Raw genomic sequence first — 18,114 nt, forward strand, 5'->3', positions numbered from 1 at the left:
CCACCTCGCAACGAGACATCGAGCTGCCAATGAGATTACCTCTGCTTCGCAAGATCGCATACGGCCTGCTGACGGTGGTTTTCCTGGTTTGCTCTTTCAACGCATTAAGCATTGTACGAGACCAATACAAAGCAACCCAAGCCCTGCCCCGCAACGAAAAACTGCTCCTCTTCAATCCGCACCGCTCTAGTTTCACTTGCCAGATCGAGACAACCAAGGTGCCGCCCATCGATGCACAAGCCGAATTATGGTTCCAGGAAGCCAAGTCGCTGGACGATCCAGATGCATGGGAAGAAGACCGGGACTATAAGAAAATCGTCCATTTGACACGCCAGGCAGCAGAACGGCACCATTGGAAAGCGATACTCAACTTAGCCAGCCTTTATCTGGAAAATAGAGATCCACCTTATGGCGAATCTGAGGCACTGCTCCTGGTCGAGCAAGCAATGCGGCTCGGCGTTCCCGCTGCCTATGACCGCATGGGGACCTTTTACATGAATGGCACCGGGGTTTCTAGAGATGTGACCAAAGCCCATGCCTTCTGGCAAAAGGCAGCTGAATTAGGGAATCCGCAAGCAATGGCCTATCTCGGAGACATGATATCTGCCACATGGGATAGCCCAAACGATGGTTTCTGGGCCAATATTCCTATTGCAACCAAAATGCTGGATTGCGCGCTGCTTCAAGGTTATGGCCCGGCTGCTCTTACTCTTGCCCGGCTTCGAGGATCGCCTCGTGCAACAGACGGTAAAATTTCGGGAGAGCAAACATCCGAAGACAAAGCATTAGCCCTGCTGATTTTGCAAAAGGGTGTGAAATTTGGCTGCAATGATTGCGCGAGAAGGCTGTCAGTTCAATTCGGGAATCCACATGACTTAGCCGATATGCTAGTTCCGCATCTCGATCAAGCCCGATCCGAGCGCTATGCCGTACTTCACGACGCCCTTGATCTCAATCCACTGCTGCGCTTTCCTAACCTTGACAAGGTGCTTCCATTACCGCCCGCACCGCTCTTGCCGTGGAATGGCGACAAACAGACTCTAATCGATGCCGCGAAAGGCGTGACAAATCGACCCTCCGAGCTAAAATCAAGCGCTGCCTCTCAACGGCAAGGCCGGTACTACCTTGATGTCGCATATGACTTGATCACGAGCGAAGACAAGGCAAGGGGAACCGAAGCGTCATTCGCAGAAAACCAGCCCGGAGAAGCGTTCGACCTGCAGCGATATCCGCAACGAATGGGAAGCAGAGCCGTCTCCTCGTTCTGGCGAGGAAGTGACCGCCATGTTGCAAGACTTTGCCCAACCACGGCGGCACTGTGCAAGAACCCGATTCCAGATTCTCACTTTGCACACCATAAGGAGCAGTCATGAAGCACATGGGCCGCGGCGTCATTCGCCTCAACGATATGACCGATCATGGCGGAAAGGTCAGCGCCGTGTCTTCTGGAACCATTGTCATGGGAGTCGAGGCGGCGCTGTCCGCCGACATGACTTTTTGCCCAAAATGCAAAGGTAATTTCGCGATCAAACCTGACGGCAGCGGCGCGCGGCACAAAGGCAAACCATATGCATACGATGGTGACTCAACAGCGTGCGGTGCTCATTTGATAGCGTCCATAAAATAGGCACGTTGGCGGTCAACAAAAGCTGAAGACGTTTATTTGCCAGCACTGAAAGTGCATCGACGCGCGCAAGGACTGGATATCAGGCTGTCGATCCTGCGCTGCCCTGAACAACATTCAACTTAAGACAGCAACATCGACAAATACGCCAACAAGAAGCTGGGGCAGAAATCTACTCGCCTTGATATTGGGCGGCCTTGATAATCTTCATCTGCCGCAGCCTGGCCAACATCTTCCCCACCCCATCATCAACCGAAGCCGCAGCACTATCAACAACCACCTCAGCCGCCTCCGGCGCCTCATACGGCGATGAAATCCCCGTAAACGCCGCCAGCTGCCCTGCCCGCGCCCGCCGGTACAACCCTTTCGGATCGCGCGCCTCGCACACCGCCAGCGGGCAGCGGCAATACACCTCGATGAACTGCGGCGCCGGCACCAACGCGCGCGCAAGGTCCCGGTCGGCGCGCATGGGCGAAATGGCCGAGACGACCACGATCTGGCCGGCCTGGCAAAACAGGTGCGCCACTTCGCCGATGCGGCGAATGTTTTCGGAACGTTCAGGGAGAGAAAACCGAGATCGGCGCACAGGCCATTGCGGACCTTGTCGCCATCGAGCGCGAATACCTGGCAGCCCAGGTCGAACAGCGTGCGTTGCAGTGCGTCGGCCAGCGTAGTCTTGCCGGCGCCGGACAGGCCGGTGATCCAGACCACGGCGCCGCCGTGGCCGGCCCGCTGGCGCCGTTCCTCGTCGCGAATGGACAGGGACGGCGCCAGGGGTGTCATCGCGGTTTAGACGACGATGGTTTGCGCTTCGCCGTCGGCGCGGGCGCGGATTTCGCCGATGCGGTAGACGGTCTCGCCGGCCGCTTCGAGCTGGGCGAAGGCGGCGTCGGCGTTCTCTTTCGAGACGATGACGGTCATGCCGATGCCGCAGTTGAACACGCGGTGCATTTCGGCGTCAGCCACGCCGCCGTGCTGCTGCAGCCACTGGAACAGCGGCGGCATCGTCCACGATGAACCATCCAGCACGGCCGTCAGGTGATCCTGCAGCACGCGCGGGATGTTCTCGACCAGGCCGCCACCGGTGATGTGGACCAGGCCCTTGACTTCCATCGACGCCATCAGCGCCAGCAGCGGCTTGACGTACAGGCGGGTTGGCGCCATCAGCACGTCGGCCAGCTTGCGGCCGTGGAAGTCGCCGTCGAGGTCAGGCTTGGCCACTTCGATGATCTTGCGCACCAGCGAGTAACCGTTGGAGTGGATGCCCGACGAGGCCAGGCCCAGCACCACGTCGCCCGGCACGATCTTGCTGCCGTCGATGATCTGCGATTTTTCGACGGCGCCGACGGCGAAGCCGGCCAGGTCGTATTCGCCATCCGGATACATGCCCGGCATTTCGGCGGTTTCGCCGCCCAGCAGCGCGCAGCCCGACTGTTCGCAGCCCAGGGCGATGCCCTTGACCACGGCGGTGGCGGTGGCCACGTCCAGCTTGCCGCAGGCGAAGTAGTCGAGGAAGAACAGCGGCTCGGCGCCCTGGACCAGGATGTCGTTGACGCTCATGGCCACCAGATCGATGCCGACCGTGTCGTGGCGATTCAGCTCGAACGCCAGGCGCAGCTTGGTGCCCACGCCGTCGGTGCCCGAGACCAGGACCGGCTCCTTGAACTTCTTGCTGATTTCGAACAGACCGCCGAAGCCGCCGATGCCGCCCAGTACGCCCTCACGCATGGTGCGCTTGGCAAGTGGCTTGATCGCTTCGACCAGCGCGTCGCCGGCATCGATATCAACACCCGCATCGCGGTAGGAGAGAGAAACATTAGATGGTTGGTTCATGGTATTTGGCAGCGGAGGCGGTAAAATAGGAGGCGACCGGCGAAACTGGTCAATCCACTATTTTAGCAAAACGGCTTCCCCTGTATTCCTTTTATGGGCCGATCACTGCCGTTTAACGTACATAACAACGAAAACTTATCCTTACTGGCATGCCCATTCCTCCATCTTCCGGCATGAATCGGCCCTCGCGATGAAACAGCTGGTGCTCGATTTAGGCGCCGAACCGGCCCAGAGCCTCGACACCTTCCAGGTCGGGGCCAATGCCGAGCTGACGCACCTGATGCACCTGTTCGCCGAGCGCAGCTCGCGCGAGCATTTCGCCTATCTGTGGGGCGACACCGGCGCCGGCAAGACCCACCTGCTGCAGGGCCTGGCCGCCAGCCCGGGCGCGCGTTACATCCCGTTCGATGCGCCGGCCAGCCAGTTCGTGCATGCCGCCGGCACCACGCTGTACCTGCTCGACGACTGCCATCGCCTCAGTGCCCGGCGCCAGATCGACGCGTTTGCCCTGTTCAACCAGATCCGCGAGCACGGCGCCTATATGGTCTGCACCGGGCCCGTGCCGCCAGCGGTGCTGCAGGTGCGCGAAGACCTGCGCACGCGCATGGGCTGGGGCCTGGTGTACCAGATCCATGGCCTGTCCGACGACCAGAAGATCGAAGCGCTGACGCACGCCGCCGAGGCGCGCGGTTTGACGCTGTCGGCCAGCGTGTTACCCTATTTGTTGTCTCATTTCAAACGCGACATGCGTTCCCTGTCGACGATGCTCGATGCGCTTGACCAGTATTCGCTTGAAACCCAGCGGCCGGTCACGCTGCCGCTGCTGCGCGACCTGCTGTTGCAAGAAAACCTGCCGCTCGAATCCAAAGAATGAAAAACCTCGCCCTGTTTGACCTCGACCACACGCTGCTGCCGATCGACTCCGATCATGAATGGGGCGAATTTCTGGCGCGGGTCGGCGCGGTCGATGGCGACGCCTACCGCGCCCGCAACGACGCCTTCTTCGCCCAGTACAATGCCGGCGTGCTGGATCCGGTCGAGTACCTCGAATTCGCGCTCGGCACCCTGGCGGCGTTCCCGCGCGCGGAACTCGACGCGCTGTATGCGCGCTATATGCGCGAAGTGATCGAGCCGGCCATCACGCCGCAGGCCATCCAGCTCGTGCGCGATCATCAGGCAGCCGGCGACCTGGTGGCGATCATCACCGCCACCAACCACTTCATCACGGCGCCGATCGCGGCAGCCTTCGGCGTCGAGCACCACATCGCCGCGATGCCCGAATTCGACGCTGCCGGCATGCTCACCGGACGCCTGGCCGGCACGCCGACATCAGGCCCCGGCAAGGTCGTTCACATGCACGCCTGGCTCGAACGCCTGGGGCAGCCGTTCGACAGCTTCGGGCGCAGCTACTTCTACAGCGATTCGCACAACGACATCCCGCTGCTGTCGATCGTGTCTCACCCGGTCGCCACTAATCCCGGCAAGGCGCTCGCAAGCCACGCGCGCGAACAGGGCTGGCCAACCATCCAACTATTCAATGATTAAAACCTTCATCCGTAAAATCCTGGGTGTGAAAGACCAGCGCGACCCGACCGAGCCAGTCATCCTCGGCCCCGACGAACACGGGATCGATCCGCGCAGCGTGTCGTCAAACGCGATCCGCGTGACGCAGGCGCTACAGGAAGCCGGCTACCAGGCCTTCGTCGTCGGCGGCGCCGTGCGCGACATGCTGCTGGGCGTCAAACCCAAGGACTTCGACATCGCCACCGACGCCACGCCCGAACAGGTGAAAAAACTGTTCCGGCGCGCCTTCATCATCGGCCGGCGCTTCCAGATCGTGCACGTGATGTTCGGCCAGGACCTGCTCGAGGTGACCACCTTCCGCGGCAACGGCAGCGACAACGCGCCCAAGGACGAACATGGCCGCGTCCTGCGCGACAACAGCTTCGGCCCGCAGCACGAAGACGCCGCGCGCCGCGACTTCACCATCAACGCCCTGTACTACGACCCGGCCAGCCAGCAGGTGCTCGATTACCACGGCGGCATGGAAGACATCCGCAACAAGCTGCTGCGCATCATCGGCGTGCCCGAAGAACGCTACCGCGAAGACCCGGTGCGCATGCTGCGCGTCGTGCGCTTCGCGGCCAAGCTGGGCTTCTCGATCGAGCAGGCCACGCTGGCGCCGATTCCCGTCATGGCGCCGCTGATCGACAACGTGCCGGCTGCGCGCGTGTTCGACGAGATGCTCAAGCTGCTCATGTCCGGCCACGCGCTGGCATGCCTGCAGCAACTGCGCTCGGCCGGCCTGCACCACGGCCTGCTGCCGCTGCTGGACGTCGTGCTCGAGCAGCCGATCGGCATGAAGTTCGTCACGCTGGCGCTCGAGTCCACCGACAACCGCATCAAGGCCGGCAAGGGTGTCTCGCCCGGCTTCCTGTTTGCGTCGCTGCTGTGGCACCAGGTACTCGAAAAATGGACGGCCTATGTCGCCGGCGGCGAGTCGCCGATCCCTGCCCTGCACCTGGCCGCCGACGACGTGCTTGAAACGCAGACCGAGAACCTGGCCCTGCAGCGCCGCATCGCCACCGACATGCGCGACATCTGGGCCATGCAGCCGCGCTTCGAGCGCCGCGCCGGCCGCGCGCCGTACAAGCTGCTCGAACACCCGCGCTTCCGCGCCGGCTACGACTTCCTGCTGCTGCGCTGCGAATCGGGTGAACTCGACATGGAGATCGGCGACTGGTGGACCGATTTCTATGCCGCAGAAGGTGGCGACCGTGAGCGCCTGGTCGAAGTGGCTGTCTCGCGCGAGCGCGAAGGCGGCCCGGCCAAGAAGCGCCGTCCACGACGCGCGCCGCGCAAGAACGGCGCTGAAGGCGATGCGGGCGACACCATGCGCGCGCCGGACCCTGACGATGGCTTGACAGCCGAAGACCGGGCCCGCGACGCCGCCTATGCGGCGCACGAAGAAGCCAAGTACCGGGCCATGCGCGGAAAATGATCGCCTATATCGGCATCGGTGCAAACCTGGGCGATGCGCGTGGCAACGTGCTCGATGCGCTCGCGCGCCTGGCGCGCATGGACGGCGGCATGCTGGTGCACACGTCCAGCATGTACCGCACCGCCCCGATCGATTCAAACGGCGACGATTACATCAATGCCGTGGCCTGCCTGGATACGTCGCTTGGCGCGCACGACCTGCTGGCGGCCCTGCAGGCCATCGAACAGGCCCATGGCCGCGAGCGCCCGTACCACAACGCCCCGCGCACGCTCGACCTCGACCTGCTGCTGTACGGTGATGAGACGATCGACACCGACACCTTGACTGTGCCGCATCCGCGCATGCACGAACGCGCGTTCGTGATCGCGCCGCTGCTGGAAATCGCGCCGGACATCGTCATTCCCGGCCATGGCGCCGCGCGCGACTTCGCGCAACTGGTGGCCGGCCAGACGATCGCCAAACTCGACTGATACCCGTGCGCCAGACGCGGCATGCCGGTCATGGCCTTGAGGCCACGGCGCCCACTTTAACGAAGTACCAGGAGCTTTTGTGACGCTGCTGCATACACTGACCCATCCCGGCGTGTCGCTAGAAGGCACCATCTTCGAACGGCAGGCCGTGCGCGCCATCATCCTGCGCGGCCGCGATATTTTGCTGCTCTATACCCGCCGTTACGATGACTATAGCTTCCCGGGCGGCGGACTGGATGCGGGCGAAGACCCGATCGACGGCCTGCGCCGCGAACTGCTGGAAGAAACGGGCGCCGCCAACGTTACTGTCGAGGGTTATGTCGGCTATCTCGACGAGCATCGCCCGCCGCTGAAAAGTGGCTACGACGTGCTGTTCATGCGCTCGCACTTCTATCGCTGCCACGTTGACGGAGAGTTAGGCGCGACCTCGCCCGAAGCATACGAGGTGGCCAACGGCATGGTGCCGCGCTGGATCGATATCGATGCCGCCATCGAACACAACGAGCGGATACTGGGTAGCAAGCCAGCGCACATGGGGCTGTCGATTGCGCGTGAAACGTGGATGCTCAGGTACGCGCTGGACATGCTGGCGGCAGGCGCTGCTGTGGGCGAACGATAAAGTTCGACACTAGCCCTGCTATGAGGCGAAAGATGTCGACATGCTGGGCATGCAGATAAAGTTTGACATGGCTTGCTGGTTCCTTCGCCCTATTCGGCCGGTTGAATCCAAGGCCGAACCCGGCCCTTCAGGCCAACATAGCAGGTTGCTATGTTGAAAATCGAGCGGTGGCCGCGACTGGCCGGTACCAACCCGAAGCGGACCTACCTCGGTTGATTTAGAGCCGGGAATCGTCGAGATACCCGCAAAACAGCACGAAGATCGGTAATAAGACGACGCTGATGCGCAAAATGGGAAGAGATCTATTGATGCTTACTTTCTGTGAACTGGACGTCAGAACGGCAATGGCAATACTCCCAAGCAGAAGCCCGAGCATCACGCCTTGGGCTAAGAAGTAGCCGGAAAGCGCGCTTGAATACAAGGATGATGCGTCTGGTGAATCAGAGAATCCTTCAGAACCAATTGCTTTCCACCCGTGCCATAGCCACGAACGCCAGAAGTAGAAGATAGAACCCAACAACTCCACAAGGAGGTAGAACACTAACGTGCGTTGCATAGCCTTCCTGTTTTGATGTGCGCGACGCGGTGGTCATTACGCCCGCTTATGGCCGGTTGAAGACCTTCGGTAGCGTTCGCTTCCGACCCCATACGATAAAATGGACTCCTGCTCCCCCTGAGGGCACGTTAGCTCTTAACAGGCACTTGCAGGAATGAGTTCAACGTTTGCTCGATGTTCTCATGTGCGAAAAAGAGATCGTCAAGCTCCTCCATCGACGTGATGAAGCTACTCGGTCGTGAGTCGATGAAGTCTTGTCTTTTCTGAGGGAACTTATGCGGATCATCGAACGGAAATAATGAGACCAGTTTTGAGAAGCGTAGTGCGATCTCAGTGAAGCCAACGCTACTGAACGCCTGAACGAATACGTCATACGATGGATCACCAGGGAAGTTGCTCTCAAAGAAATATTGGAGCCCGCCATTCTCGATGATTCCCCACGCTGAATACACCATAACGACCTTACGGCATGATTGGTCTAAATTTCCACCTTCCTGAACCTTGTCGAGTGCTTCAAAACATGTAGCAATGCTTGAGGACATAGTCGGAATTTTCTCCTGTGCAGATGAACATTAAATTATGCTGCCAATGTCTGCTTCTGGCCTTGGATCCAGCCGGTTGAGGCAGCATAGCGGGTTGCCAGTTTAAAAATTCAGCGGTAGCCGTGACAGGCCGGAACCGACCCGAATCAGCCGTTCCCGCTCCGCTTACACGGGCGGTCGTTCTTTATAAACAGGCCAAACGCTTATCTCGTTAGTCACGGCAAACCAATTTCAATGGCACTCCGTCTTTGTAAGCAAAATATTCCGTGCAGTGGCGCCCGTGGTCTACGATTATTCGTTTCCCGAATGAGGATGCATAGTCCGCTTCACTGAAGCTCACCATGCCGTCCTGATTGAAGTCCATCGAATCGTATGCAATGCACGCAGGGAATGTCAGATGCCCATAACGGCTTCGAAGAGATGCCGAATCCACTGCCCAAACACAAGTCGTTTGGACTCACCTCGCCTTAGCCGATGCGTCAATAGCCAAGTTGCGTACAAGACGACCATAACTACGCACGCTGCGGCGAGAATGGTCGTAATGATTTCTGTGGCAAGCAGCATGAGGACACTTTCTGATTAGATGCTCATTTGATCGATCGCCATTAGCCATCTCACCGCGGGCATCCGCTTCTGGCAATCTCGGCCTTCAGGCCAGCATAGGAGGCTATCAACGCCGCAAAATCGCAGACTGTCACAAGGACCGGTTCCGACCATTGCAGACATTGGCGGCTAGGAGAAAAGCGGCCGTGGATTGAACTCGTTGATTACTTCTGTTGCGCTAAAGAATCGAGTCATCTCATCAAGAGGATATTGTGATACACGAGCTGTTTGAAGATGTTTGCATTTCTCAAGTGAGACGAGAGATTTGTCCGGAGGACATACGCCTAAAAGTTCCAAATAGGTCAGCTGAGAAAGATGGGACAACGGATCGAGCGACTGGATGGTTGTTGTTTTTCTCGAAGCGTCCCAGCTTGGGAGTGTCGACAGGGAGAGTGTCGTCAGCCGTTGCAGCCTGCTTAGTGGCGAGATATCGCAGATCTTCGGCATATGCAGTATTTGTAGAAAGCGCAGTTCACTGAGCTTGCCGAGAAACTCGAAAGACTCATCAGGAAAAGTAGCAATTACCAGCTCCTCCAAGTTACACAGAGCGCTCAGGGGTGCGAGGCTCTTGTACTTGCAATGCCATACCCTTGCGCTACGTACTAATTCGGGATCTGCAACTGATGGGAATTTGCGAGCAGGGTCGCGTATTAAATCGAGGTGTACATCTGGCATATCGTTTTCCCCCATTACTGCGCTAGTGCAATATCTGGCATCTGCTCTTGGTCAAAAGCGGAAGTTCGCCAGAGCATATCCGCCCTGAGCTCTTGTGTCGAACTTTATTGTTTTTATCCGACGTTATTGTTCGTCCATAGCCGCGCCAGGCTGAAATCGATGCCGTTCAAATTTTCCCGATCTGCCGGTCAATCGCCTTGAGCGCACGCTCGTTACGCTCGCTATAACGGTCGGTCAGATAATCGCTGCGGCCCCTGGTCAGCAGCGTGAACTTGACCAGCTCCTCCATCACGTCGACCACGCGGTCGTAATACGCCGAAGGCCGCATCCGGCCGTCGTCATCGAATTCCTTGTACGCCATCGGTACCGACGACTGGTTCGGAATCGTGATCATGCGCATCCAGCGCCCCAGCAGGCGCAGCGTGTTGACCACGTTGAACGATTGCGACCCGCCGCAGACCTGCATCACAGCCAGCGTCCGGCCCTGGCTCGGGCGCACGGCGCCCTGCTCCAGCGGGATCCAGTCGATCTGGTTCTTCATCACGCCGGTCACCGTGCCATGGCGCTCGGGGCTGCACCAGACCTGGCCTTCCGACCACAGGCACAACGCGCGCAGTTCGACGACTTTCGGGTGCGTCTCCGGCACGCTGCCCACCATCGGCAAGGTCATCGGATCGAAGATTTTCACCTCGGCGCCGAAGTGTTCGAGGATGCGCGCTGCCTCGAAAGTGAGGAAACGGCTGAACGAGCGCTCGCGCAGGGAACCGTACAGCAGCAGGATGCGCGGCGGATGATTCACCTCCCCTACCGGCTCGAGCTTCTCGATGGTCGGCATGTCCAGCAGCTCTGGCCGGATGTTGGGCAGGTTCGGGATGGTGTCATTCATGGCGATAGCTTTCTTAGCTCAGGCGCAGCGCAAGCGCGCACAGGGTGATGAACAGGATCGGCAGCGTCAGCACGATACCCACCCGGAAGTAGTAGCCCCACGAGATCCGGATATCCTTCGCCGCCAGCACATGCAGCCACAGCAGGGTGGCCAGGCTGCCGATCGGGGTGATTTTCGGGCCGAGGTCGGCGCCGATGACGTTCGCATACACCATCGTCTCGCGCACCACGCCGGTGGTGGTCGTGGCGTCGATGGCCAGGAGGCCCACCAGCACCGACGGCAGATTGTTCATGATCGAGGACAGGATCGCCGTGATGAAGCCAGTGCCAAGCGCGGCGCCCCAGACACCGTATTGCGCGCACCAGTTCAACAGCTCGGTCAGATAGACCGTCAGCCCTGCATTCCTCAGGCCGTACACGACCAGATACATGCCGAGCGAAAAGATCACGATCTGCCACGGCGCATCGCGCAGCACGGCGCGGGTCGAGATGCGGCTCCCGCGCGCGGCCACCGCCAGCAGGAGTGCTGCGCCGGCCGCCGCCACGGCGCTGATCGGTACGCCCATGTCGTCAAGCCAGAAGAACCCGACCAGCAGGATCCCCAGTACCCACCAGCCGGTGATGAAGGTTGCCCGGTCATGGATGGCGTCGCCCGGATGCTTCAATTGCGCCATGTCGTAGTTCGCCGGGATGTCCTTGCGGAAGAACCAGATGAGCGCGCCAAGTGTTGCCGCCACCGCGACCAGATTGACCGGCACCATCACCGACGCGTAGCGGGCGAAGCTGATGCCGAAATAGTCGGCCGAGACGATGTTGACGAGGTTCGACACAACCAGCGGCAGGCTGGCCGTATCGGCGATGAAGCCGGCTGCCATGACGAAGGCCAGCGTGGCCTTGGGCGTGAAGCGCAGCGCCAGCAGCATCGCGATCACGATCGGCGTCAGGATCAGCGCTGCGCCATCGTTGGCAAACAGGGCCGATACGGCGGCGCCGAGCAGCACGAGCAGAACGAACAGCCGCAGGCCATTGCCCTTGCCCCAGCGCGCAACGTGCAGGGCCGCCCATTCGAAGAAGCCCGCCTTGTCCAGCAGCAGGCTGATGATGATGATGGCGACGAACGCCCCCGTCGCATTCCAGACAATGCCCCACACCACCGGGATGTCGGCGACGTGGATAACACCGGTCAGCAGCGCGACCGCAGCACCGGCAGTGGCGCTCCAGCCGATGCCCAGTCCCCGGGGCTGCCAGATGACCAAAATAAGTGTTGCAAGAAAAATCAGTGATGCGATCAGCACAAAGGGTCCTAGTGAACAGGTCAATCAAATACAGCGTCGGCGGTGCCGGATGCCGTTCAGGGCAACAGGGTGCCGATGCGGTCGAGCTCGGCTTTGAACCGGTTGCGGTCGGCTTGCAGTTCCTCCAGCGGCAGGGCCAGGAAGGCCTGCGTGCGGGCCAGGATGATGGCATAAGTGCGCTCGAACGCCGCTTCGATTTGTTCGTCGGTACCGACGACGTGACTTGGGTCGTCCAGGCCCCAGTGCGTGCGCAGCACCGGCCCCAGGTAAGCAGGACAGGTCTCGCCCGCAGCGCTGCCGCAGACGGTCACGACAATATCCGGCGTGACCGGCAAGTCGTCCCACGACTTGCTGTAGTAGCCCTCGGTCGAGATGCCCTTGCGGTGCAGGAGCGCGACAGCGCGCGGATGCAGCGTGCCCGTCGGCTGGCTGCCGGCGCTGATTGCCTGCCACCCCTCGGGCGCCAGATGGTTGAACGTGCCCTCGCTGAGGACGGAGCGGCAGGAGTTGCCGGTACAGAGAAAGAGAATGTTCATGGGATGGCTGTTTTAGTTAAAGGGTCAATTTGGCGTGGTACAGGTCGTGTGCAACGTCAGTGCGGCTTGCATGGCTCTCCCGCGGCCACGTCGCACGGCACGCCACCGCAGCAGTTCTCGGTCAGAAAGCCGACCAGGCCATTCATCGTGGCGATGTTGGCCGAATAGATCACGAAGCGCCCGTCCTGCCGGGACGACAGCAAATCTGCGTGCGACAGCTCTTTCAGATGAAACGACAGCGCTGAAGGCTGCACATCGAGGTGCTCGGCAATCCGGCTGGCAGCCAGCCCGGCCGGACCCACCTGGACCAGCAGCCGGAAAATCGCAAGGCGGCTCCCCTGCGACAAGGCTGACAGGGCGGCAAGTGTGGCTTTGGTATCCATGGCGTTCCCGATTGATGTATTACAAGAGATGAGAATGATAGTCGAACCGTACAACGATTCAAAGAATATTGAAGTATTTTGACGGCTTGATGACATGTGGCCGACCATGCTCCTGGGCAGGCCGTGTCAGGAAAGGCAGGCTGCAGTAGAATGCGCGCTTGCAAGAACCGAGCGCCACAGGCTTCATTTTTCGTTCGAGATCCTGCAGCTTCGCAGGGGCCGCATTACACTACGCGGCCAGGACGCATTGTTTTAAAGGATTTCTTCATGAGTGGTTATTTGCAGGGTAACGAGATGACGGCTGGCGCAGGTGCACCCACACCTGCCGCTGTGCCCGCGCCTGCGGCCCCCGTACCGGCAACCCCGAAAGCCGTCACCGTGCCATCGCTGCTGGCCATGCGCGCAGCCGGCAACAAGATCGCGATGCTGACCTGCTACGACGCCAGCTTTGCGTCGCTGATGGACCGCTGCGGCGTCGAGATCCTGTTGATCGGCGATTCGCTGGGTATGGTCTGCGCCGGTCACGATTCGACGCTGCCGGTGACGGTGGCCGACATGGTCTATCACACCGCCTCGGTCGCGCGCGGCAACAAGCACGCACTGGTGCTGGCCGACATGCCGTTCGGCGCCTACGGCAACCCGCAGCAGGCCTACGACAGCGCCGTGCAGCTGATGCGCGCCGGCGCGCAGATGATCAAGATCGAGGGCGGCGCCTGGCTGGCCGACACCGTGCGCCTGCTGGTCGAACGGGGCATTCCGGTGTGCGCGCACATTGGCCTGACGCCGCAATTCGTGCACCAGCTGGGTGGTTTCCGCGTGCAGGGCAAGACCGACGCGGGCGCCGACAGCCTGAAGAACGATGCGCTGGCGCTGCAAGCGGCCGGCGCGGCGCTGATCCTGATCGAAGCGGTGCCCGCAGCGCTGGGCAAGGAAGTTACCGAGCTGCTGTCGGTGCCGACGATCGGCATCGGCGCCGGTCCCGATTGCTCGGGCCAGGTGTTGGTGATGCACGATCTGCTGGGCGTGTTCCCAGGCCGCAAGGCGCGCTTCGTGAAGAACTTCATGGATGGCCAGACCAGCATCGATGCCGCCGTCACGAGCTACGTCGCAGCCGTGAAGGATGGCAGCTTCCCGGCTGCCGAGCACTGCTTCTGATCGTGATGACGCCCTAGCGCCGGATCACACGGGCGCTCAGGGCGATCACGAGGCCCGACAACGACAGCACGCCCAGCGCCACCATGATGCTCGAGTGCATGGCGACCCAACCGAGCACCGGCGGCGCCAGCAGCAAGCCACCATAGCCCAGCGTGGCCACCGCTGCCACGCCATTCCCGGCGCTCATGCCGGGGATGCGCGCGGCGGCCCCGAACAGCAGCGGCACCACGTTCGCCGCGCCCAGTCCCACCAGCGCGAAACCGACCGCTGACAGCACGAAGTGCGTGCTGGCCACTGCCAGCGCCAGCCCGGCGAACATCGCCAGGCCGCCAACCACCATGATGCGCAGTGCACCAAAACGCACGATCAGCCGGTCGCCGGCGAAGCGGCATGCCGCCATCGCAATCGAAAACGCCGAGAAGCCCAGCGCCGCCGATGCCGGCGTGGCGCCGGTGCGCTCCTGCATCAGCAACGCGCTCCAGTCGACCAGCGCACCTTCGACCGCAAAGCACAGCAGCGCCAGCAGGCCAAGGCCAAGCGCCGCACCGCGCGGCAGCGAGAAGTGGCTGCCGGCGCCGTGCGTGGCTGCAAAGCCCATCACGCGCGGCGCAGACAGCGCCAGCACAACCGCCGTGACCACGCCGACCATCAGCGCGCCCTGACCATGGCCCAGACCCTGCCCCACCAGCAGCCCGCCGATGCCGGCGCCAAACAGGCCACCGAGGCTGAAGAAGCCATGGAACGACGACATCGTCGGCAAGCCGCGCGCGGTTTCGACTTCGCTCGCGTTGGCGTTCATCGCCACGTCCAGCGCACCGTTGCTGACGCCGAACAGGAACGCGGCGATGAACAGCAGCGGCAGACTCGGCGCGCCCATGATCAGCGGGGTCATTGCCGCAAACGCAAAGCCCGACAGCAGCACCATGCGGCGCGTGCCCCAGCGCCCGGTCAGGCCACCCATCAGCGGCATCGCCAGCAGGGCGCCGCCGGCGACGGTCAGCAGCACCATGCTCAGCATGCCGGTGTCGATGCCCATGCGCGCCTGCACGGTCGGCACGTGCGCAGCCCACAGGCCGATGCCGGCGCCGTTGAGCAGGAACACGGTGGAGATGGCCCAGCGCGCCGCGTCGATGCTGCGTGGGGTAACGGTAGATGTGTGATTCATGCGGCAGCCTTTGTGGTGATGGTCATGTCGAGCGCCGGATGGTGCTGGCGCAGCAGGGCAATGCTGGCGGCTGGGGCGTCGTGCTCGAGCACCAGATGGTCGATCTCTGACAGCGCGCCGAACAGGAACGCCGCGCTGTCGTCGAAGCGTTCGTTGAGCGCCGCGACCGCGTGGCGCGTGCTGGCGGCGAACATCGCGCGTTTGAGCGCTGTTTCTTCGGGGTCGGATGCACTCACGCCACGCGCGGGATCGAGGCCGCAAACGCCGACGAGCGCCAGATCGAGCCGCAGGCGGGCTACCTCGGCCAGCGTGGCTGCGCCGACCGTCGCGCCGAGCGCCGGATGGTAAGTGCCGCCCAGCAGAACGATGCGGGTACGCTGGAACGCGCCCAGTGCCAGCGCGATCTGCGGGCTATTGGTGATGATCGTCGCGGCGCAGCCATCGTCCAGCAGGCGCGCCAGCGCCAGGTGCGTCGAACCGGCGTCGATCAGGACCGTATCGTCCGGCCGGATGCAGGCGCGCAGACCATGCGCGAGTGCGGTCTTGCGCGGCAGGTCGGTGGTCGCACGCTCGCTGAAGCTGGGCTCCGGCTGACGCCGGATCGCGCCGCCATGCACGCGGCGTAGCAGCCCGGCTGCATCGAGTTCGCGCAGGTCGCGCCGGATCGTGTCTTCCGAGGTGGCCAGGCGGGTGGCCAGTTCTGCCGCCAGTACCCTGCCCTCGCGCTCGACAGCATCGACGATCGCATCGCGCCGTTCTTCGGCTAATTGCATGAAGTTCTCCTTGTTCTAGACACGTCACTGTACACAAACATGCAAGTTCGTGCAATAACGTGCACAAAAACGCAAGGATGTGATTTGTGTCCTGACGACGCAATCCTGCAGTTCGCACCGGATTCCCGCATTTCGGCGCAAGACCCGCCGCAGCGCTGTTTTTCTGCGCGATACTCGACAGATGACCACGACCAAGTATTCCTCACTGTCACCGATGTGGCGCCTGTACATCGCCGCCTGGCTGAGCTACATGCTGGTGATTGCACTGGTGATGCAGGCCGACACCCTGCTGGCAGGCCGGCTCGATCCATCCCTGTTCTGGCGAGCCTTTGTGAGCATTGCGCCATCGGCTGCGATGCTGGCCCTGCTCTGGCCGCTCAGTGGCCGCTTCGAACGGCGCGCCGTCGCCGGCGTGCAGCGCTTCGTGATCCACGTCGTGGCGGCAGTGGCGTTTGCCACCTACGCGCACACGGTGCTGGTCGTGACGCAGAACCCGCCACCCCATCCGCTGTCCTGGCACCTGTGGCCCTTCCTGTACAACATGATGAGCTACGCCGTGGTGGCCGGCGTGTTTCACCTGGTGCGCGCCAACGCCGCGACCCAGCGCCAGGCCCTCGCCACGCAGCAGGCGCAGACGCTGCTGGTGGCGAGCGAACTGGGCGCGCTGCGCAGCAAGCTCAATCCGCACTTCCTGTTCAATACCCTGCACTCGATCATCGCCCTCACCGGCCGCAATCCGGAGGCGGCCGAGACGGCGCTGTTCCAGTTTTCGAACATGCTGCGCTATGTGCTCGACACCGAGCGCGCCGGCATCGACCGCGTCACCCTGGACGCCGAACTCGATTTCGTGCGCGACTATCTGGAGCTGGAAAGCCTGCGCCTGGGCGAGCGCCTGCGGGTCGAGTGGGATCTCGACCCGGATCTGGGCGATTGCCTGGTGCCAGCTTTGAGCCTGCAGCCGCTGGTCGAGAACAGCATCAAGCACGCCTTCAATCCGTTCACCCGCCATGGCATCCTGCGCATCGAGAGCCGGCGCGAACCAGCGACCGGCCTGCTGCGCGTGACGGTCCGCGACGATGGCCCTGGCGCCGCAGCGGCCACGATCGAGGCCTCGCCCGGCCTGGGCATCCGCACCATCGGCCGGCGCCTGGACCTCGACTACGCCGGCCGCGCTGCGCTGCGCATCGACTCCCAACCCGGCGCCGGCTTTGCCGCCTGCGTCACCGTGCCCACGACGCCATGACCACAAAGACCGTATTTTTCGCCGAAGACGAGCCGCTCGCGCGCGACGTGCTGCGCGACGCCATCTACGCCCATCCGGGCCTGCGGCTGGTGGGCGAAGCGGCCGATGGCGCGAGCGCGCTGGCGCGTATCGTGGCGCTGCGGCCCGACGTCGTGTTCATGGATATCCAGATGCCTGAGATGACAGGGCTCGAGGTGCTGCGCCAGCTCGACTACCTGCCGCAAATCGTCTTCACCACCGCTTACGATCACTATGCGGTGGCTGCGTTTGAGCTGCACGCGGTCGACTACCTGCTCAAGCCGTTCACGCGGGCACGCTTTGCCGACAGCGTGGCGCGCCTGCTCGATGGTGCACGGCCCGAACGCGCGGCCATCGAAGGCGCGCTGGTGCGCGCCAGCACAGGGCCGGCGCTGCTCGATCGCATCCTGGTGCGCGACCGTGGCCGCATTTTTCCGCTCGCGGCGCACGAGATCGAATACATGAAGGCCGATTCGAAGTACACCGTGATCGCCGCGCGCGGCCAGCATTTTCTGGTGCGCATCGGGATGTCGGAACTCGAAGCGCAGCTCGATCCACGGCGCTTCATCCGCGTGCACCGCTCGGCGCTGGTGAATCTGGACTTCGTCGAATCGATGCGCGCCGACGACCAGTCGCAACTGCAGATCTTCATGCGCGACGGGACCTGCATTGGCGCCAACCGCGAGGCATCCAGACTGTTGCGCGAGATGGCAATTTAGGCCGCCGGCCAGGTTTCGG

At 62.0% G+C, this 18,114-nt stretch carries 20 protein-coding genes and 1 pseudogene; 10 read left to right on the top strand and 11 right to left on the bottom strand.

The window, feature by feature from the left end; all coding sequences use genetic code 11:
* Positions 1-29 precede the first annotated feature (29 nt).
* Both NX775_RS09830 and NX775_RS09835 read left to right on the top strand, forming a co-directional pair.
* Positions 30-1,373 (top strand): tetratricopeptide repeat protein, encoded by a 1,344-nt coding sequence (locus tag NX775_RS09830; RefSeq protein WP_258835829.1) that lies wholly within the window; start codon positions 30-32, stop codon positions 1,371-1,373.
* Positions 1,370-1,627 carry a PAAR domain-containing protein gene (locus tag NX775_RS09835; RefSeq protein WP_258835830.1) on the top strand — a complete coding sequence of 86 codons (258 nt, stop codon included), beginning with the start codon at positions 1,370-1,372 and terminating at the stop codon, positions 1,625-1,627. Before NX775_RS09830 ends, NX775_RS09835 begins: the two co-directional genes overlap by 4 nt.
* Before the next feature lie 169 nt (positions 1,628-1,796).
* On the opposite strand, the pseudogene cysC reads toward NX775_RS09835, so the two are convergent.
* Together cysC and purM are read right to left on the bottom strand one after the other, a co-directional pair.
* Positions 1,797-2,407 (bottom strand): annotated as a pseudogene (cysC, locus tag NX775_RS24160) (adenylyl-sulfate kinase).
* Positions 2,408-2,413: 6 nt separating this feature from the next.
* Positions 2,414-3,457 carry a phosphoribosylformylglycinamidine cyclo-ligase gene (gene purM, locus NX775_RS09850; protein ID WP_258835832.1) on the bottom strand — a complete coding sequence of 348 codons (1,044 nt, stop codon included), beginning with the start codon at positions 3,455-3,457 and terminating at the stop codon, positions 2,414-2,416.
* A 190-nt stretch (positions 3,458-3,647) separates the two neighbouring features.
* On the opposite strand from purM, the gene hda reads away from it, so the two are divergent.
* The 5 genes from hda to NX775_RS09875 all read left to right on the top strand — a co-directional run bounded on the left by hda (position 3,648) and on the right by NX775_RS09875 (position 7,547).
* Positions 3,648-4,331 carry a DnaA regulatory inactivator Hda gene (gene hda / locus NX775_RS09855; RefSeq protein ID WP_183556114.1) on the top strand — a complete coding sequence of 228 codons (684 nt, stop codon included), beginning with the start codon at positions 3,648-3,650 and terminating at the stop codon, positions 4,329-4,331.
* Positions 4,328-5,002, top strand: a complete 675-nt coding sequence (locus NX775_RS09860) for an HAD family hydrolase (RefSeq protein ID WP_258835833.1) — start codon at positions 4,328-4,330, stop codon at positions 5,000-5,002. Before hda ends, NX775_RS09860 begins: the two co-directional genes overlap by 4 nt.
* A complete protein-coding gene (pcnB, locus tag NX775_RS09865; protein WP_258835834.1) occupies positions 4,995-6,458 on the top strand; it encodes a polynucleotide adenylyltransferase PcnB in 1,464 nt (487 codons plus the stop codon). Before NX775_RS09860 ends, pcnB begins: the two co-directional genes overlap by 8 nt.
* A complete protein-coding gene (gene folK / locus NX775_RS09870) occupies positions 6,455-6,928 on the top strand; it encodes a 2-amino-4-hydroxy-6-hydroxymethyldihydropteridine diphosphokinase (protein ID WP_258835835.1) in 474 nt (157 codons plus the stop codon). Before pcnB ends, folK begins: the two co-directional genes overlap by 4 nt.
* Before the next feature lie 79 nt (positions 6,929-7,007).
* Positions 7,008-7,547 (top strand): NUDIX hydrolase, encoded by a 540-nt coding sequence (locus NX775_RS09875; RefSeq protein ID WP_258835836.1) that lies wholly within the window; start codon positions 7,008-7,010, stop codon positions 7,545-7,547.
* A gap of 217 nt (positions 7,548-7,764) precedes the next feature.
* On the opposite strand, the gene NX775_RS09880 is transcribed toward NX775_RS09875, so the two are convergent.
* The 7 genes from NX775_RS09880 to NX775_RS09910 all read right to left on the bottom strand — a co-directional run bounded on the left by NX775_RS09880 (position 7,765) and on the right by NX775_RS09910 (position 13,022).
* Positions 7,765-8,103: a hypothetical protein gene (locus NX775_RS09880; protein ID WP_258835837.1), complete on the bottom strand. Its 339-nt coding sequence runs from the start codon at positions 8,101-8,103 to the stop codon at positions 7,765-7,767.
* A gap of 128 nt (positions 8,104-8,231) precedes the next feature.
* Complete coding sequence (locus tag NX775_RS09885; protein WP_258835838.1) at positions 8,232-8,645, bottom strand: DMP19 family protein; 414 nt, start codon at positions 8,643-8,645, stop codon at positions 8,232-8,234.
* A 732-nt stretch (positions 8,646-9,377) separates the two neighbouring features.
* Positions 9,378-9,923, bottom strand: coding sequence for a leucine-rich repeat domain-containing protein (locus NX775_RS09890; RefSeq protein ID WP_258835839.1), 546 nt, complete (start codon positions 9,921-9,923; stop codon positions 9,378-9,380).
* 166 nt (positions 9,924-10,089) lie between these two features.
* On the bottom strand, positions 10,090-10,809 hold the full coding sequence (arsH, locus tag NX775_RS09895) for an arsenical resistance protein ArsH (protein ID WP_258835840.1): 720 nt from the start codon (positions 10,807-10,809) through the stop codon (positions 10,090-10,092).
* A 13-nt stretch (positions 10,810-10,822) separates the two neighbouring features.
* Positions 10,823-12,103, bottom strand: a complete 1,281-nt coding sequence (locus NX775_RS09900; RefSeq protein WP_258835841.1) for an arsenic transporter — start codon at positions 12,101-12,103, stop codon at positions 10,823-10,825.
* 56 nt (positions 12,104-12,159) lie between these two features.
* On the bottom strand, positions 12,160-12,639 hold the full coding sequence (locus tag NX775_RS09905; protein WP_258835842.1) for an arsenate reductase ArsC: 480 nt from the start codon (positions 12,637-12,639) through the stop codon (positions 12,160-12,162).
* Between the two features lie 56 nt (positions 12,640-12,695).
* On the bottom strand, positions 12,696-13,022 hold the full coding sequence (locus NX775_RS09910; RefSeq protein WP_258835843.1) for an ArsR/SmtB family transcription factor: 327 nt from the start codon (positions 13,020-13,022) through the stop codon (positions 12,696-12,698).
* A 267-nt stretch (positions 13,023-13,289) separates the two neighbouring features.
* Here NX775_RS09910 and panB point away from each other — a divergent pair, with 267 nt between their 5' ends.
* Entirely contained in the window at positions 13,290-14,177 is an 888-nt protein-coding gene (gene panB / locus NX775_RS09915; protein WP_258835844.1) for a 3-methyl-2-oxobutanoate hydroxymethyltransferase, read from the top strand.
* A 13-nt stretch (positions 14,178-14,190) separates the two neighbouring features.
* Here panB and NX775_RS09920 read toward each other — a convergent pair whose 3' ends face one another.
* Together NX775_RS09920 and NX775_RS09925 are read right to left on the bottom strand one after the other, a co-directional pair.
* Complete coding sequence (locus NX775_RS09920) at positions 14,191-15,342, bottom strand: MFS transporter (RefSeq protein WP_258835845.1); 1,152 nt, start codon at positions 15,340-15,342, stop codon at positions 14,191-14,193.
* Positions 15,339-16,115: a DeoR/GlpR family DNA-binding transcription regulator gene (locus NX775_RS09925; protein WP_258835846.1), complete on the bottom strand. Its 777-nt coding sequence runs from the start codon at positions 16,113-16,115 to the stop codon at positions 15,339-15,341. The genes NX775_RS09920 and NX775_RS09925 overlap by 4 nt, the downstream gene beginning before the upstream one ends.
* 181 nt (positions 16,116-16,296) lie before the next feature.
* On the opposite strand from NX775_RS09925, the gene NX775_RS09930 reads away from it, so the two are divergent.
* On the top strand, positions 16,297-17,358 hold the full coding sequence (locus NX775_RS09930) for a sensor histidine kinase (RefSeq protein WP_258835847.1): 1,062 nt from the start codon (positions 16,297-16,299) through the stop codon (positions 17,356-17,358).
* Entirely contained in the window at positions 17,355-18,095 is a 741-nt protein-coding gene (locus tag NX775_RS09935) for a LytR/AlgR family response regulator transcription factor (protein ID WP_258835848.1), read from the top strand. The genes NX775_RS09930 and NX775_RS09935 overlap by 4 nt, the downstream gene beginning before the upstream one ends.
* Positions 18,096-18,114 lie beyond the last annotated feature (19 nt).

The sequence above is a fragment of the Massilia aurea genome, assembly GCF_024753205.1.
In the GTDB taxonomy this organism is placed as follows: Bacteria; Pseudomonadota; Gammaproteobacteria; order Burkholderiales; family Burkholderiaceae_D; genus Telluria; species Telluria aurea.

Coding starts and splice junctions, on each gene's coding strand:
- NX775_RS09925 (WP_258835846.1), bottom strand. CDS start 16,115: ATGCAATTAGCCGAAGAACGGCGCGATGCGATCGTCGATGCTGTCGAG.
- hda (WP_183556114.1), top strand. CDS start 3,648: ATGAAACAGCTGGTGCTCGATTTAGGCGCCGAACCGGCCCAGAGCCTC.
- pcnB (WP_258835834.1), top strand. CDS start 4,995: ATGATTAAAACCTTCATCCGTAAAATCCTGGGTGTGAAAGACCAGCGC.
- purM (WP_258835832.1), bottom strand. CDS start 3,457: ATGAACCAACCATCTAATGTTTCTCTCTCCTACCGCGATGCGGGTGTT.
- NX775_RS09910 (WP_258835843.1), bottom strand. CDS start 13,022: ATGGATACCAAAGCCACACTTGCCGCCCTGTCAGCCTTGTCGCAGGGG.
- NX775_RS09830 (WP_258835829.1), top strand. CDS start 30: ATGAGATTACCTCTGCTTCGCAAGATCGCATACGGCCTGCTGACGGTG.
- NX775_RS09920 (WP_258835845.1), bottom strand. CDS start 15,342: ATGAATCACACATCTACCGTTACCCCACGCAGCATCGACGCGGCGCGC.
- panB (WP_258835844.1), top strand. CDS start 13,290: ATGAGTGGTTATTTGCAGGGTAACGAGATGACGGCTGGCGCAGGTGCA.
- NX775_RS09860 (WP_258835833.1), top strand. CDS start 4,328: ATGAAAAACCTCGCCCTGTTTGACCTCGACCACACGCTGCTGCCGATC.
- NX775_RS09880 (WP_258835837.1), bottom strand. CDS start 8,103: ATGCAACGCACGTTAGTGTTCTACCTCCTTGTGGAGTTGTTGGGTTCT.
- NX775_RS09905 (WP_258835842.1), bottom strand. CDS start 12,639: ATGAACATTCTCTTTCTCTGTACCGGCAACTCCTGCCGCTCCGTCCTC.
- folK (WP_258835835.1), top strand. CDS start 6,455: ATGATCGCCTATATCGGCATCGGTGCAAACCTGGGCGATGCGCGTGGC.
- NX775_RS09890 (WP_258835839.1), bottom strand. CDS start 9,923: ATGCCAGATGTACACCTCGATTTAATACGCGACCCTGCTCGCAAATTC.
- NX775_RS09885 (WP_258835838.1), bottom strand. CDS start 8,645: ATGTCCTCAAGCATTGCTACATGTTTTGAAGCACTCGACAAGGTTCAG.
- NX775_RS09935 (WP_258835848.1), top strand. CDS start 17,355: ATGACCACAAAGACCGTATTTTTCGCCGAAGACGAGCCGCTCGCGCGC.
- arsH (WP_258835840.1), bottom strand. CDS start 10,809: ATGAATGACACCATCCCGAACCTGCCCAACATCCGGCCAGAGCTGCTG.
- NX775_RS09930 (WP_258835847.1), top strand. CDS start 16,297: ATGACCACGACCAAGTATTCCTCACTGTCACCGATGTGGCGCCTGTAC.
- NX775_RS09835 (WP_258835830.1), top strand. CDS start 1,370: ATGAAGCACATGGGCCGCGGCGTCATTCGCCTCAACGATATGACCGAT.